The 13629-nt window shown below is 60.8% G+C and carries 17 protein-coding genes; 12 read left to right on the top strand and 5 right to left on the bottom strand.

Going from position 1 to position 13629, the window contains the following annotated elements; genetic code table 11:
* Positions 1-216 precede the first annotated feature (216 nt).
* The 3 genes from KJS47_RS06145 to KJS47_RS06135 all read left to right on the top strand — a co-directional run bounded on the left by KJS47_RS06145 (position 217) and on the right by KJS47_RS06135 (position 2695).
* Positions 217-1335, top strand: coding sequence for a quinone-dependent dihydroorotate dehydrogenase (locus KJS47_RS06145; RefSeq protein ID WP_213523686.1), 1119 nt, complete (start codon positions 217-219; stop codon positions 1333-1335).
* A gap of 25 nt (positions 1336-1360) precedes the next feature.
* Complete coding sequence (gene yjbM / locus KJS47_RS06140; protein WP_213523685.1) at positions 1361-2161, top strand: GTP diphosphokinase; 801 nt, start codon at positions 1361-1363, stop codon at positions 2159-2161.
* A gap of 99 nt (positions 2162-2260) precedes the next feature.
* Entirely contained in the window at positions 2261-2695 is a 435-nt protein-coding gene (locus KJS47_RS06135) for a DUF309 domain-containing protein (RefSeq protein WP_213523684.1), read from the top strand.
* A gap of 70 nt (positions 2696-2765) precedes the next feature.
* On the opposite strand, the gene KJS47_RS06130 is transcribed toward KJS47_RS06135, so the two are convergent.
* Positions 2766-3245 carry a thioredoxin family protein gene (locus tag KJS47_RS06130; protein WP_213523682.1) on the bottom strand — a complete coding sequence of 160 codons (480 nt, stop codon included), beginning with the start codon at positions 3243-3245 and terminating at the stop codon, positions 2766-2768.
* 223 nt (positions 3246-3468) lie between these two features.
* On the opposite strand from KJS47_RS06130, the gene KJS47_RS06125 reads away from it, so the two are divergent.
* Positions 3469-4218, top strand: a complete 750-nt coding sequence (locus KJS47_RS06125) for a pseudouridine synthase (protein ID WP_213523680.1) — start codon at positions 3469-3471, stop codon at positions 4216-4218.
* Positions 4215-5015, top strand: a complete 801-nt coding sequence (locus KJS47_RS06120; protein WP_213523679.1) for a Cof-type HAD-IIB family hydrolase — start codon at positions 4215-4217, stop codon at positions 5013-5015. The genes KJS47_RS06125 and KJS47_RS06120 overlap by 4 nt, the downstream gene beginning before the upstream one ends.
* A gap of 64 nt (positions 5016-5079) precedes the next feature.
* Here the strand turns inward: KJS47_RS06120 and KJS47_RS06115 are convergent, their stop codons facing one another.
* Positions 5080-5175: a YjcZ family sporulation protein gene (locus tag KJS47_RS06115; protein ID WP_213523678.1), complete on the bottom strand. Its 96-nt coding sequence runs from the start codon at positions 5173-5175 to the stop codon at positions 5080-5082.
* 220 nt (positions 5176-5395) lie between these two features.
* On the opposite strand from KJS47_RS06115, the gene KJS47_RS06110 reads away from it, so the two are divergent.
* Positions 5396-6355 (top strand): hypothetical protein, encoded by a 960-nt coding sequence (locus KJS47_RS06110; protein WP_213523677.1) that lies wholly within the window; start codon positions 5396-5398, stop codon positions 6353-6355.
* Positions 6356-6530: 175 nt separating this feature from the next.
* Here KJS47_RS06110 and KJS47_RS06105 read toward each other — a convergent pair whose 3' ends face one another.
* Positions 6531-7418: an arylamine N-acetyltransferase family protein gene (locus KJS47_RS06105; RefSeq protein ID WP_213523676.1), complete on the bottom strand. Its 888-nt coding sequence runs from the start codon at positions 7416-7418 to the stop codon at positions 6531-6533.
* Positions 7419-7805: 387 nt separating this feature from the next.
* Here KJS47_RS06105 and KJS47_RS06100 point away from each other — a divergent pair, with 387 nt between their 5' ends.
* Both KJS47_RS06100 and KJS47_RS06095 read left to right on the top strand, forming a co-directional pair.
* A complete protein-coding gene (locus KJS47_RS06100; RefSeq protein WP_213523675.1) occupies positions 7806-8075 on the top strand; it encodes a hypothetical protein in 270 nt (89 codons plus the stop codon).
* Between the two features lie 85 nt (positions 8076-8160).
* Positions 8161-9018 carry a metallophosphoesterase gene (locus tag KJS47_RS06095; RefSeq protein ID WP_213523674.1) on the top strand — a complete coding sequence of 286 codons (858 nt, stop codon included), beginning with the start codon at positions 8161-8163 and terminating at the stop codon, positions 9016-9018.
* 73 nt (positions 9019-9091) lie between these two features.
* On the opposite strand, the gene KJS47_RS06090 is transcribed toward KJS47_RS06095, so the two are convergent.
* Entirely contained in the window at positions 9092-10561 is a 1470-nt protein-coding gene (locus KJS47_RS06090) for an ATP-binding protein (protein WP_213523673.1), read from the bottom strand.
* A gap of 218 nt (positions 10562-10779) precedes the next feature.
* On the opposite strand from KJS47_RS06090, the gene KJS47_RS06085 reads away from it, so the two are divergent.
* The 4 genes from KJS47_RS06085 (at position 10780) to KJS47_RS06070 (ending at position 13078) form a co-directional block, all read left to right on the top strand.
* The gene (locus KJS47_RS06085; protein ID WP_213523672.1) at positions 10780-11061 is read left to right on the top strand and encodes an autorepressor SdpR family transcription factor; all 282 of its coding nucleotides are present in this window, start codon (positions 10780-10782) and stop codon (positions 11059-11061) included.
* Positions 11058-11702, top strand: a complete 645-nt coding sequence (locus KJS47_RS06080; protein WP_213523671.1) for an SdpI family protein — start codon at positions 11058-11060, stop codon at positions 11700-11702. Before KJS47_RS06085 ends, KJS47_RS06080 begins: the two co-directional genes overlap by 4 nt.
* A 193-nt stretch (positions 11703-11895) precedes the next feature.
* Entirely contained in the window at positions 11896-12354 is a 459-nt protein-coding gene (locus KJS47_RS06075) for a CDK-activating kinase assembly factor MAT1 (protein WP_213523670.1), read from the top strand.
* A gap of 19 nt (positions 12355-12373) precedes the next feature.
* Complete coding sequence (locus tag KJS47_RS06070) at positions 12374-13078, top strand: AIM24 family protein (protein WP_213523669.1); 705 nt, start codon at positions 12374-12376, stop codon at positions 13076-13078.
* Here the strand turns inward: KJS47_RS06070 and KJS47_RS06065 are convergent.
* Positions 13071-13625, bottom strand: a complete 555-nt coding sequence (locus KJS47_RS06065) for a GNAT family N-acetyltransferase (RefSeq protein ID WP_213523668.1) — start codon at positions 13623-13625, stop codon at positions 13071-13073. The two genes, KJS47_RS06070 and KJS47_RS06065, sit on opposite strands and share 8 nt — an antisense overlap.
* Positions 13626-13629: the final 4 nt, after the last annotated feature.

Below are 13629 nucleotides of genomic sequence, written 5' to 3'. Positions count from 1 at the left end.
TCCGAAATTGACTGGCGGGCGGCTACGTTCTCCGTTCTTCCAGTTCTCTTATTCTAGCATACAATAACAGCGCTTTCATTACCGGAAAGGCGGGCGCATCCGCCTGTACGCGCTTCTATCTTCTATAGAGAAGGGGGCGGGAGGCCGTCTTTCTTTTTTCGTCAGATCGGGGTAAACTGGAGGTTAGGACTAAGTAGGAACGGAGTTGGACTAGATATGCTGTACAAATCGCTGGCGAAGCCGGCACTGTTCAAAATGGACGCCGAGAAAGCCCACCATCTGACGATCGACGGGCTGGCCAAGACGCCCCGCATTCCCGGCGCGCTTCCCCTTATGAGGAAGCTGTACGGATCGCCGGCCGCATCGGAGCTTCATACCGATCTGTGGGGCATTCCGTTCGCCAACCCGATCGGGCTGGCCGCGGGTCTCGACAAGAACGGCCAGGCGGTGAGCGGGTTTTCGTCCATCGGCTTCGGCTTCATGGAGGTTGGCACGGTCACGCCGCGCCCCCAGGCGGGCAACGAGAAGCCGCGGCTGTTCCGGCTGCCGGACGACCTTGCTTTGGTTAACCGGATGGGGTTTAATAATGTGGGAGCGGACGAAATGGCCGCGAATCTGCGCCAGGCGTCCCCTTACGCGATTCCGGTAGCGGTCAATATCGGCAAGAACAAGACGACGCCCAACGAGCAGGCGGCAGACGATTACCGGGCCTGCATGCGCAAGCTTTATCCCTATGGGGATTTTTTTGTGGTCAATATAAGCTCTCCCAATACGCCCGACCTACGGGCGCTCCAGCACGGCGACGACCTGAAGCATCTGCTCGCCGCCGTGCTGGAGGAGCGGGACGAGCAGCGCCGGATCGCGTCCAGCGGCAGAGAGCATTCGCTGGCCGCGCCCAAGCCGGTGCTGGTCAAGTTCGCGCCCGACGTCACCGGCGAGGATCTCGAGTATATGGTGGAGACGGCTATGGCGAGCGGGATATCGGGTATCATAGCTACCAATACGACAGTCGCTCGCGACGGTCTGCGCCATCCGAACGCCAAGGAGACGGGTGGGCTGAGCGGACGGCCGCTCACGGGCCGGTCGACGGAGGTCATCCGGACGATCGCGCGGCTGACCAAGGGGCAGCTGCCGATCGTCGGCTGCGGGGGTATTTTTACGGCGGAGGACGCATATGCCAAGATACGGGCCGGAGCAAGTCTGGTCGAGGTTTACACCGCGTTGATCTACGAAGGACCTGAGCTTGTCAGGAGGCTGAATCTGGGGCTGCTCGAGCTGCTGCGCCGGGATGGCTTCCGGACCGTGTCCGAGGCTGTCGGTGCCGATGTCAGGTAGCAAGGCCGAAAGGAGGATGGCCGGTTTGGACTCTAGAGATTGGAACAAATTTTTGCTGCCGTACGCGCAGGCGGTCGAGGAGCTGAAGGTTAAGTTCAAGACACTGCGCGCCGAGCTGAAAAGCAGGGAAGGCTACTCGCCCATCGAGTTCGTGACAGGCAGGATCAAGCGGATCTCCAGCATTCTGGATAAGGCCAAGAAGCTGAACGTGCCGATGGACCAGCTGGAGACCGGCATCGAGGATATTGCCGGTATCCGGATCATGTGCCAGTTCGAGGGAGACATTGACCGGATGGCGGAGCTGATCAAGCAGCGCGAGGATATGAAGCTCGTCTACTGCAAGGATTACATCACGCATAAGAAGGAAAGCGGATACCGCAGCTTCCATATTATCGTGGAGTATCCGGTGCAGACGGCGCTCGGCATGAAAAAGGTCCTCGCTGAGATTCAGATCCGCACACTCGCGATGAACTTCTGGGCGACGATCGAGCATTCGCTTAATTATAAATACAAGGGCGCACTGCCCCCCGACGTAACCAAGCGGCTGAGCAAGGCGGCGGAAGCCGCCTATCTCCTCGACAAGGAGATGTCGAGCATCCGCGAAGAGATTATGGAGTCCCAGAAGCTGTTCGAGGACAAATCAAATGTCGTCTCCAAGGTGTTGAACGATATTCAGCAGCTGTACTTCTATCACCGGGTGCGGGAGGCCGTGACGTATCAGCTGCGGTTCAACGAGCTGTGGGAGCAGGAGGATATCTGGAGCCTCAAGCAGCTGTCCCTGTCGATCGAGGAAGCGATTATCCGCGCCAAGAGGGAGAGCCGCTGAAGCAGCCGGCCGGATGAGGCTGCCCGTTGCAGAAGCACCGAACGGGAGCGAATCGTGCGCCGTAAGCCGAACGCGGATAACGGATCGGAGGAGTGGGGCATGCTTCGGAAGGAGCCGAATTTCATCGCCTTCCTGTACTTCTTCAACGAGGAACGGGATTACTTCGAATGCCACGAGGTCATGGAGGAACTGTGGCTGGAGCACGGCCGGCATCCGCTCCTGCAGGGCTTGCTGCAGGTGGCGGTCGGGCTGTACCACTGCCGCAACGGCAACGGCCGAGGCGCGCGCAAGCTCCTCCGGCAGGCGGCCGACAAGCTGGAGCGGTACCCGGCGGACGCTCTCGGGCTCGAGCTGGACACTCTCCTGGGGGAGGTCCGCACGTATCTGGCCGGTCTCGCGGCGGCCGGAGACGACGCCGACGCATTCGGGTTCTACGATCTGACCATCCGCATGCACGACGGCGTGCTCGAGGAGCAGGTGCGGGCATACGCAGCCCGCAGGCGGGAGAATGGAGCGGCGGACGCCGCGCCCTGAGGAGGACGGCCAAAGGGCCGGCTCATCGCGAGGTGAGCCGGCCCTTTGCTATAAACGGGGAAGAGTGAGCTTATTTGTACTTATTGAAAAATGCACGATAGGTGCTCTCGGACTGCTCGCCCACCAGCCGCTCCACCTCTTTGCCGTCCTTGTAGTAGGCGAGGACCGGCCATTCCACGATTTTGTACTTGGCCCGATCGGCCTTGTACTCCAGCACGTTGAACTGCGGAAGCTCGACGTTCAGCTCCTTGGCCATCGGCGACAGAATCGGCGTCATCCGGGCGCAGTGGGGACAATCGGATGCGAAGAAGTAGACGAAGCTCGGCTGCTTTTCCTGCAGCACCTTCTTCTCCAGTTCCGCCGGACGAATGATCGATTGATAGTTGGGATCGTCCAGCAGCTTGACGGTAACCGGATTCAGCTGGCTGGCCGGGACACCGTACAGCTCCTTGGCTTTCTCGTCTTTTTCCCCGTTCGTTGCCCGGTTGATTGCGTACATGCCGCCGAACAGGACGACGATGACGGCCAAAAAGATGACGAGTTTCTTCAAAATCGGCTCCTCCTTAGCAAGGGAATCCAGGACGAATGCGTCAAAGGGACACAGCCGTAGCCTGTTATCAACTTACTTACTATTCTACATGACCTAATCATTTTCCTGCGGTATCCTAACGAAAATAAGATGACAAATACGTGAACGGCTTCCGGAGCCCGCCGCGCAAGGAGACCTCTCCGACCGGCCGCGGCTTCATAGGGAGCAGACGGGAGGGCGAGGCATGAAACGAAAGACGCAGAGACTGGACAAGCTGCTGGCGCATGCCGGAGTCGGGACACGGAGCGAGATCAAGCAGCTCGTCCGGGCCGGAGCGGTGACCGTTGACGGCGTCCGGGTGAAGGACAGCGGCCGGCAGACCGACCCGGAGCATGAGACGATTCAGGTGGATGGGGAAACGGTCCGCTACCGGGAATTCCTCTACGTGATGATGAACAAGCCGCCAGGAGTTGTCTCGGCGACGGAAGACAACCGGGACCGGACGGTGCTCGATCTGCTGGATGCCGGCATCCGGCATTACGAGCTGTTCCCGGTCGGTAGGCTGGACAAGGATACCGAGGGGCTGCTGCTGCTCACCAACGACGGCAAACTCGCGCATAATCTGCTCTCTCCGCGCAAGCACGTCCCCAAGACGTATTATGCCGAGGTGGAAGGGCTCGTGGGGGAGGAGGATCGGATGCGGTTCGCCGATGGCGTTGAGCTGGACGACGGGTACCGGACGCTTCCCGCACAGCTCGTCGTGCTGGAGGCAGAGGAGTCGAGGGAAGGCGCGCGTTCGCGCATCGAGCTGACGATCCATGAGGGGAAATTTCATCAGGTCAAGCGGATGTTCCAGGCGGTGGGCAAGCGCGTTATCTACCTGAAGCGGCTGACGATGGGCACTCTTCGGCTCGATCCGGAGCTGAAGCTGGGGACGTACCGCGAATTATCCGAGGAGGAGCTGCACGGATTGAAAGGAGGAGAATCGCAATGACTTATCGCATGGTGGCACTGGATGTGGACGGGACGCTGCTCGATGACGAGCACCGGCTCAGTCCCCGGACGGCCGAGACGCTCCGGCGGGTATACGAACGGGGGACGGACATCGTGCTCTGTACCGGAAGGAGCATCTCCAATACCGGTCCGATTCTTGAGGAGCTGGGGATCGACGGCGCGGTCGTGACGCATAACGGGGCGGCGACCGTGCATGCGGGCGACCGCACGCTGCTGCACGAATGCTCGTTCCCGGCCGCCGAAGTGCTTCCGTTCGTCACGTACTGCCGCCGAGAAGGCATTCACTTCGACTACTGCACGCCATTCGAGCTGTATGTCGAGAACCTGCCTGAGGACGCCCGTCTGATGTACGAGGACTTCATGCACGAGCCGCTTCTGCACCCGGACCTGACCGCGTTTGAGGAGCCGCTGGTCAAATTCACGGTGTTTGCTCCCGAGGAGGTGATGGACCGCGTGGAGTCCGAATGGCGGCAGATGAAGAGCCCTCTCTTGCTGCTTCGCAGCCACCGGTTCTTCATAGACATCGTGCATCCGGATGCCAGCAAGGGCAACGCTCTGCGGCGGCTGGCGGAGGCTAAGGGCGTCGCCCCCAGCCAGATTCTCGCCATGGGCAATTATTACAACGATCTGAGCATGCTCGAGTACGCGGGCCTCGGCATCGCGATGGAGAATTCACCGGACGATGTCAAGGCGGCCGCCGACGAGGTCGCAGAATCGAATAACGAAGAAGGCGTCGCCAAAGCGCTGGCCAAGCATTTCGGACTGGAAAAAGGCTAACGCCGCAGCGTTAGCCTGGAAGGAGTTCGTCATTCCGACGGAAACCGCCGATTCGGCTGAATCATCAGATGAAGAAGGAAGCGCTGATGATGACGAGTAGAATGAACAGCACCAGGATGGCTCCTGTGCTGGTAAAACCGGCGCCGGCAAATGCGGACATAGGGTGGACCTCCTTTTCTCTGGACAGCCGAAGCGGGGAGACAGGAACCCTCCTAGCCCGGAACGGGCTCCGCCATCGGCATACATTACCGTATGCGGTTGTACCGGAAACGAATGGACGAATGACTAGGAGAGTGAATCCGGGCTTGCCCGGGCACGCTAACGGGGAAAGCCGGCTTTACCAGGCTCCATATTCCATTCCTTCCGGGAGGGATTCCATCATGGCTGACATTATGCTGAGACCTGATATGAAAACACCTGGAGGCGAAGCCTACGACCTCCTGATCGGCGGCAGGTTCGCGGGGACGCTGCTGCTCGTCTACCGGGAAAGCGACCGCGTGGCCGGCGCCGTGCAGCTCGACGAAGAGTCGGTGACTCCGTACGAGCGCGACCAAATCCGCAGCTTCGTGCAGGACTATGTGCGGGAGCTGGCGGATGCGCTCGATGCGCCGGACAGCAGCGTCATCCTGACATGCAGTCCGTTCGTCATGCTCGAGCAGTCGGAAGAAGAGCTGGACGAATGGGTCTCGGAGGGAGACGCCGCCGTCTGGGAAGACGAAGACGAGCCGGTGACGCGCATCGAATACCAGGTGTTGGACGACGACGACGACCATGTGGCCGATGTAGCGATGGAAGTGAGCGATCGGGAAGCAAGCGCCATCGTGGAATGGTTCCTGCTTCCCGAGGAAGAGGAGATCGAGGCGATTACCGAAGAGCTCGTCTTCGATTGCGACGAAGAGGAGATCGATACGCTGACGATTCATCACGTATACGGCGACGACCTGTTGGAGACGATCGAGCTGACGCATGAAGACCTTCTCGACGACGAGGAGTACGAAGCTTCGGAGGATGAGGAGGAGGACTCTTTCTTCTATTGGCCGGAAGAGGAGTATACGGCGGTGCTGGCTCGTGACGACGGGGACGCGCTAACCTTCGAAATTTATGATCAGGCGGAGGGCGGCCTGCCGATCGCCACGGCAACCGTCGACGTCGGTGAGCCCCGGCTGAGCGGATTCATTGAGCTGGAGCAGACGAGACGGACGGACGATGCCGGCGTCATCGCCTCGCGCATTCTGCGCGAGGTGGAGAAGGAGCAGGATGTCGAATCGCTTCACCTGTCATTTTTGCACCGCAACAAGCTGATCGACGAAATTGAGCTCGTGAACGAACAGGTGCACTGACGGTTCTCCTGGCGACTCAATAACGTGGTGAATACCCCTGGTTCCTCATGAGGAACCAGGGGTATTTGGTGAATCGAACCCTAATTCTTGGATACATTAGCAAGAACGCTATCGGTTAATTTTTTGTAGGCAGCAAGAGAATCGATGGTTGCCTTCTCTCCAGTATCGCTGTTGTCTAGATTCGCTTTCCCTTGGTATCCGGCATACAAATCATACGATTGCCGCTTTTGATTCCAGGTGAGGAATCACTATACAGGAAACTGGCTTCTCTCAGGTCGATGCCGAGATACGTTCGCAGCGCTTCCCGGTACTCGGCTTGGGTAGCGGGGGTGAAGGTGCGTACGCCGTCTCGGCCGAACAGCCGGAATTCACGGCCCGCGACCGTGACGCGGCCGTCCTGAGTCCGAATGGCGGCGATGGCGCCTCGGCGGAAGATGGATTCCGGCGCTTGCTCGCACCAGAAGCTTGGCATGACATAATCCTTGGGCAGCTGGGGCTCCTCGGTGAACGAATAGATGCGGCTCCATACGCCGTGCTTGTGTTCGAGCAGCATCCAGCCGAACTCCGGGTCCCGTTCCAGCCGGTAGGTCTCGTCGTCCTGCTCCTGCTCGACCATCGGCACGAGCCGAAGCGGACGGAGAGGGACCACTCCGCCTACGCCGACATCGCATAGGTAACGCTCGCCCTGCGCCTCGACGAGCAGGACATGATGCCGTCGTTTGGGCGGGGGCTGGGGCTCGTCGCGCCAGAATCTCGCCATCCAGTCGGTCACTGGATACCCCAGCTCCCGGAGCAGCCAGCCGAACAGCGCATTCAGCTCGAAGCAGTAGCCGCCGCGCCGCCGCACCACGATTTTGTCATACAGGTCAGGCAGCTCCAGCGACAGCGGAATCCGCTGCAGCAGATCGAAATTCTCGTAAGGAACGGCGCGGAAATGGCATTGCTGCAGAAGCGCAAGCGCTTCCGCGCTTCCGTCGGGCTGGCCGGGAAATCCGATCCTCTCCAGGTAGGCTTGGATATGGCGTGCGCCTAACGCTTCCCGTGTCGGGCTGGACTCATGCATGGGAATGTCCCCTTTCGCTTAACATATCGGTGCCGGCGGGCCCGCTGGGGGTTCAACCGACGGGAGGAAGTTGTGTCCGCGGACTAGGATCGGGGGCAGCCCGCGGCTTCCTCGTTCGTCTTTACCATACTTCGGCGGCCGCGGTTGCGCAAGTCCCCGTTTTGCCGGTTTAGGCTGGCCGTTGGGTCTTCCGAGGGAAGAGCGTCCAGGATTCGTTCAGAGCACGCAGGAAGGGGGGAAGCGCTGACGAGTTTTGGCGAAGAATGGAGAATTCCCTCTTTTCTCCAGACTCCAAAACTGGGATAATAGACCCGTTACCTAGACGCGCGGGCAGGACTTCCGTCAGGGAGAGGACCGGCCGCCCGCGCGGGATCGGAGGCAAGAGATATGAAGGTTACGCAGCAACAGCTGGAGCATCTCGTCCTGCTTACGGATATGGTCTTGAACGGGGAGAAAAGCGGGGCGATGGAGGATATGCTGCAGTGCCTGCTGTTCGTCGTCAAATCGGTCGGAGAAGCGGAGCTTCCTGACAGCGTGGCGGACGAGCTGGCGAAGACAGTCGCGCGCGTGGAGGAGCGGCTGCGGGAGGAGAATGTGAGACACAATATGGTAGAGCTGTACCGGAAGAAAAAAGAGCAGCCGGAGCCGATCGGATAAACTGCGTTGCGTACCTGCTGTGCTGGTATGAAAACGGTTTTCATAGATTCGATAGGCTTTGTCCTGCGGGAAAGGAGTAGATGGAATGGGAATCTGGCTGTCGCTCTCGCTAGGAGCGGCACTTGCAGCCTCTGCGGTCGTCTGGCTGTCGGGCACGCTGTATGTTAGGGTGACGCGCTGCACCCTCCCTTCCGCCTCGGTGCGCGAGCCGGTGACAATCGTACAGGTGACCGATCTCCACGGTCGGCTCCGTTACTTGAACGGCAGGCTGGCCGACCTGGTCAACCGGCAAAAGCCGGATCTCGTCGTCGTGACCGGGGATTTGGCTTCCCGACAAGCAGACTTGCCGGCCGTACTCAAGGAGCTGCGCCGCGTCCGGAGCCCACTCCCCGTCCTGTTCGTTCCGGGCAATTATGAGCGTGAAGAAGCGACCGGGGTGCTCCGCAAGCGTCCGGTTGACGGTGACCGAGCGCTCGAGCAGATCGCATCGGCGGGACTCCGGGTGCTCGCCAATCAATGGACGGAGCTCGAGGCGGGCGGCGGCCGGATCGCCGTCTATGGCTTCGACAACTCGCTGTACAGCTTGGCGCGCTTTCCTTCACCGGCAGACGTCACTCGGCACCGTGCGGGCCTTGGGAGCGATTCCTCTCCTCCCGCCTTCCTGCTTATGCTGGCTCACAGTCCGTCGATTATTAAGGGCATTAAGGAACGGAGGCTTCCCTTCGACTTGCTGCTGGCGGGACATACGCACGGCGGTCAAATCCGGCCCTTCGGTCGCACGCTAAGCGCCTACGGACGGTACCATATCGGCACGCGCTTGCTGCCGGACGGCGGACGCTTCGGCATCTCGCGGGGGCTTGGCACCGTCCATCTCCCGCTGCGCCTCCACTGTCCGCCGGAGCTTGCGGTCTACCGGCTCGTGCCGGACTCTCCTTCCGGCTAGCGGAACCCCCAAACCAAAGAAGCCATCCCCCCGGATGGCTTCTTTGGTTTGGCGCTGCGGCATCGCGAAGGGCTCAGCCCGCGGGCGACTTCGGCGGCTCGAGAGTAAACCGCGGCAGGTAGAGCGTGAAGACGCTCCCCCTCCCCGGCTCGCTCTCGAGCCGAATGAAGCCGCCGAGCAGCCGGGCAAATTCACGGGCGACCGATAGGCCGAGCCCGATGCCGCCGTAACGCCGGGTCAGGGCGCCGTCTCCCTGCCGGAACGCTTCAAAGATCAGCGATTGCTGCTCGGCCGGAATTCCGGGCCCGGAGTCGGCGACCGAGAAGGCGATCCACTCGCCGATCGGGCGCTCGCTCTCCGTTCGCAGCACTTCGAGCGGGCTGGCGGGACGGATCGTCAGCCGGACAAAGCCCGACTCGATGAACTTGAACGCGTTGGAGATCAGATTCTTCAGAATCTGCTGGAGCTTTCTTTCGTCGGTCGGCAGAATGGCCGGCAGGCCAGGATACGCCTCTACCTCGTATAGAATTCTCTTCTCGGCCGCGACCGGCGCATACAGCCGGCCCAGCACCGCCTGAAGCTCCCCCATATTGACCTCTCCGGGCTCCGCGAGCAGCTTGCCCGCCTCGACGTTGGTCAGGTCCAGCAGCGAGGTGACCATCTCCAGCATTTCCTTCCCCGAAGTATGAATGATGGAAGCGAACTGCAGCTCCTCGGCGTTCAGGCCTCCGCTCTGGTTTTCGGCGAGCATCTCGGAGAGCACCAACACGCTGTTGAGCGGCGTGCGCAGCTCGTGCGAGATAGTCGAGAGAAATTCGGATTTGTACTTGGAGCTGAGCTCCAGCTCGCTCGCCTTCTTCTCGAGCTCTCCCTTCGTCTTCATCAGCTCGTCCGTCCCTTCCCGGATGATCCGCAGCTGCTGCTCCAGCTTCCGATTCGCGGCGTTCAGCTCGACCGATCGGATATAGTCTTTCTGGAAGTCTCTCAGCAGGAAGACGAAGAAGAACGAAAAGAACAGGCAGAGCGGGAACGTATGAGGGACGACGGTGCTGAGATAGACTGCAGCGGGCAGAACGCCGATCGTCGCAAGGACGATCACATTCAGCAGATTAACGGCCAGGGCGATCAGGGACATCCGGTAGAAGAACGATCGCTGCTCCCGGAGAAACCGGTTGTTCAGATAGGCGCACAGCAGGCTCAGCAGAATCGGATTGAGCGCTCCCACCCACGCGGCGTAATTGAGCCCGAACGAAAGCCTGGCGAGCCCGATCCCGACGCCGATCGAGACGATCTCGAGCGGGCTTCGGACGAACAGCGGCGCGACAATAATCGGGATGAAGCGAAGGTCGAAGATCACGCCGGGAAACAGATTGTTGCCGTAGTAGATTGAGGTCCAGCCGGCCAAGACGGCCAGCAAAACGAACGCGGCCCGGCGCAGCTCGGCCGGGAGGCGAACCATCATATATTTATGGGCCAGATTGGCCAGATAAGTAAGCGTGAACAGAGTGCTGATGTTCGCGAAGAACAGCTTGGCGAATTCCATGGAAGCGGTCCTCTTGCTTTCGGATAATGCGCGAAGTTGCCGCGCAGGCGGCTTGGCCATTGTCCTATTATAATCAAATTTTTGGACGAAAGCACACGGCCCTCCGTTCTCTTTCTTTTCTCCCCTCTTTCCAACAGCAGGAATTACTAGTATAATTTTAATTAGATATTTAGGTAATTGTCTAATTAAAAGGCGGACATGCCGAAAGAAGGTGAACCGTGCCTCTTAATGCCATTTTCAAAGCTTTGGCGGATCCGACCCGCCGGATGATTCTCGAGATGCTGCGTCAGGGGGAGCTGACGGCCGGCGAAATTGCGGACCGTTTCGCCATGACGAAGCCTAGCATCTCGCACCACCTGAGCCAGCTGAAGCAGGCAGGTCTGGTGCAGGACGAGCGGCGGGGCCAGCATATCTGCTATTCCTTGAACAAGTCGGTGCTGCAAGATCTTCTCGGTTGGATTCTTCCATTCGAGCTTAGGGAAGGAGAGCGATCACCATGACCAAATGGGTTCTGCCTGTCGTCCTGCTGGCTGCGGCCCTGGCCGCCGGCATTTGGTTTTTTCCGCAGCTGCCCGACCGCATTCCGACGCATTGGAGCTTCTCCGGCGAGCCGAACGGGTACTCGTCGCGCCAGTTCGGGGCTTTTTTCACGCCGTTTCTGATGGTGCTAACCTTTGTGCTGCTTCGTCTGCTCCCGGCTATGGAGGCCAGGCGGAACAGCCAGACGCCGCCCGAAGACGGACTGGACGCGCTGCTGAACGGGGTGCTGGGCTGTCTGTTCTTCATTCATCTGCTGACGCTTTCCTATGCGGTCGGCTACATGAAGGACATGACGCTCGTCCTGCCGATTCTGCTCGGTATCCTCTTTTTGCTGCTCGGCATCTATCTGCCCAAGGTGAAGCCGAATCACGTCTTCGGCATTCGGACGCCCTGGTCGCTCGCAAGCGAAGACGTCTGGAGCCGGACGCACGCACTCAGTGGCAAGCTGTTCGCCGCCGGCGGCCTGCTGCTCATTCTCGGATCGTTCCTCGGGCATGACGCCCGCGTATGGGTGACGGCCAGTGTGACGATCGCCGTGCTCGTCCTGTCGACAGGCAGCTCCTATTACTACTACCGCCGCCGTCTCGGAGCCGGCGAGTAGAGCCTCGCCTACTAAGTACTATATTGCGAGAGAGGCGGACATATGCGTCTTCCAGATAAAAAGGAAGAGAGACGTGCTAGACGAACGCTGCCTGCCCAGCGTGAAACGATCCGGGGACAAGCAGCGTAAGAGAGAAGAAGCCGCTTCGAGCGGGTAAACAGATAGAGAGACCGAGAAGAAGGAGGCTGGGAGAATGAGACAAGCGACGCGAACGGGGCGCCGGGTTTGGAAGCCGGCGGCCGTGCTGCTGGCGGCGGGGGTTCTGCTGACAGCCGGCGCGGCGCCCGCCCAGGCGGGGGTCGTTGACCGGGTGAAGGGATTCTTCCAGCTGCCGCAGGAGGTCGACCGAATGAGAGACAGCTACCAGGAAGTGCAGGGACAGGTTCAGCGTTCCATGGAGGAGCTGGAGGCCGCGCGGCAGGCGGCCGATCAGATGGCTGCCTCCCAGCGGCAGCTGCTTGAAGAGAACGAACGGCTGCAGCAGAAAAACCGCGAGCTGGCTTCCATGGTGGACGAGCTCAGGACGAGCGAGGAAGCGCGGCGGGAGAAGGCGTCCCGAATCCGGACGATCGTTCTGACGGTCGCTGGGCTCGCCGCCGGCTATTTTCTGCTCGGCCGGCTCGCCCGCGTCGCCCTTCGCAGCAGGCATTAGACAGACAGGAGGAAGGCGCATGAACATCCGCACCGAATCGGCGGGAGGAACCTCCGCCGCCCAAGGGGTCCAGGCGAGGCTGGAGGCGGGAGAGCGGCTGCATGTGCTCCGTCCGCGCCTGATCGCGGCGTTCCGAGGAAGCTCGGGGCAGCGGGAGGACCGGCTGCTCGACTGGAAGGGCATGTACCGCAAGAAGAAGATCATTCAGTCGGACCTGACGGGGCCGTGTACGGCGATGCTGGCGGTCCCGCCGGGCTATACGTATTACGGCGTCCGGCTGCAGGAGGGAGAGTCCCTTCTCGTGCCGGTTCGCCATGTCTTGTTCTACTCGTCGGGTCTCGAGATGAAGAGCATGCTGCAGCGGTTGCCCCAGCTGCTCGCCACCCGGGAATGGGCGCGCATGCGGTTCCGCGGAGCGGGCGTTGTCGGCATGGTCGCCCAGGGTGCCGTCATGGAGATGCCGCTTGTGCCGGAGGAGCCGCTCCATGTCGACCTCGGCTCCTTGATGGCCTATCCGGAGGACGCCCGTCTCGAGCTGTGCGTCTACGGCAACGCGCTCGCCGCCCAGCATATGAACTACCAATGGAAGGTGACGGGCACCGGCAGCGTACTCGTGCAGACCGGTCTCGCGGATCCCTCGCTGGAGAGCCAGATGCGGGAGGACGGCGTCCTGCGCCGCATTCTGAGAGAGGTCATCCCGTTCGGCAGCGTCTTCATCAAGTAGCGTCGCCTGGCCGGCTCCGCGGCCGGTAATCCTGCTCAAGAATGGCGTACAGCAGCGAATCGTGCCAGGCGCCCTTATGCCACATATGCTCCTTCAGACGCCCCTCATAGGTCATGCCGACGGCCTCCATCACCTTGGCCGAGCCGATATTGGCCGGCCGGCAAGTGGCGAAGATACGATGCAGGCCGTGCTCGCCGAAGCCATACGCGAGGAGCGCTGCCGCCGCTTCGGAGGCGTACCCCTGACGCCAGTAAGCCGGATGCAGGCAGTAGCCGATCTCCGCCTGCCGGGGCTCCGACAGGTGGAAGCCGCAGCCGCCGATTACGACCCCGTCCTCCTTGCGCTCGAGCGCCAGCTCGTAGTCGACCCGGGGCTCCCGCTCCCTCATCTCGATCGTCCGGCAGACGAACGCGAACGTCTCCTGCTCTGTGTTGGGGCCCCAGATCATATGGGCGGCGACCAGCGGGTTGCCGGCATAGCTATGGACGGCCGCCACATCCTCCAGCGCAAACTCGCGCAGGATCAACCTCTCCGTTTCCAGCTTCATGGAT

The sequence above is a fragment of the Paenibacillus sp. J31TS4 genome, assembly GCF_018403265.1.
Lineage (GTDB): Bacteria > Bacillota > Bacilli > Paenibacillales > NBRC-103111 > J31TS4.
This window is presented reverse-complemented; position numbering and strand designations above follow the sequence as displayed.

Excerpts from the sequence above, each read along its gene's own strand:
- KJS47_RS06125 (WP_213523680.1), top strand. The coding sequence starts at position 3,469 with ATGAAACGAAAGACGCAGAGACTGGACAAGCTGCTGGCGCATGCCGGA.
- KJS47_RS06065 (WP_213523668.1), bottom strand. The coding sequence starts at position 13,625 with ATGAAGCTGGAAACGGAGAGGTTGATCCTGCGCGAGTTTGCGCTGGAG.
- KJS47_RS06095 (WP_213523674.1), top strand. The coding sequence starts at position 8,161 with ATGGGAATCTGGCTGTCGCTCTCGCTAGGAGCGGCACTTGCAGCCTCT.
- KJS47_RS06145 (WP_213523686.1), top strand. The coding sequence starts at position 217 with ATGCTGTACAAATCGCTGGCGAAGCCGGCACTGTTCAAAATGGACGCC.
- KJS47_RS06105 (WP_213523676.1), bottom strand. The coding sequence starts at position 7,418 with ATGCATGAGTCCAGCCCGACACGGGAAGCGTTAGGCGCACGCCATATC.
- KJS47_RS06100 (WP_213523675.1), top strand. The coding sequence starts at position 7,806 with ATGAAGGTTACGCAGCAACAGCTGGAGCATCTCGTCCTGCTTACGGAT.
- KJS47_RS06110 (WP_213523677.1), top strand. The coding sequence starts at position 5,396 with ATGGCTGACATTATGCTGAGACCTGATATGAAAACACCTGGAGGCGAA.
- KJS47_RS06075 (WP_213523670.1), top strand. The coding sequence starts at position 11,896 with ATGAGACAAGCGACGCGAACGGGGCGCCGGGTTTGGAAGCCGGCGGCC.
- KJS47_RS06115 (WP_213523678.1), bottom strand. The coding sequence starts at position 5,175 with ATGTCCGCATTTGCCGGCGCCGGTTTTACCAGCACAGGAGCCATCCTG.
- KJS47_RS06090 (WP_213523673.1), bottom strand. The coding sequence starts at position 10,561 with ATGGAATTCGCCAAGCTGTTCTTCGCGAACATCAGCACTCTGTTCACG.
- KJS47_RS06080 (WP_213523671.1), top strand. The coding sequence starts at position 11,058 with ATGACCAAATGGGTTCTGCCTGTCGTCCTGCTGGCTGCGGCCCTGGCC.
- KJS47_RS06070 (WP_213523669.1), top strand. The coding sequence starts at position 12,374 with ATGAACATCCGCACCGAATCGGCGGGAGGAACCTCCGCCGCCCAAGGG.
- KJS47_RS06120 (WP_213523679.1), top strand. The coding sequence starts at position 4,215 with ATGACTTATCGCATGGTGGCACTGGATGTGGACGGGACGCTGCTCGAT.
- KJS47_RS06135 (WP_213523684.1), top strand. The coding sequence starts at position 2,261 with ATGCTTCGGAAGGAGCCGAATTTCATCGCCTTCCTGTACTTCTTCAAC.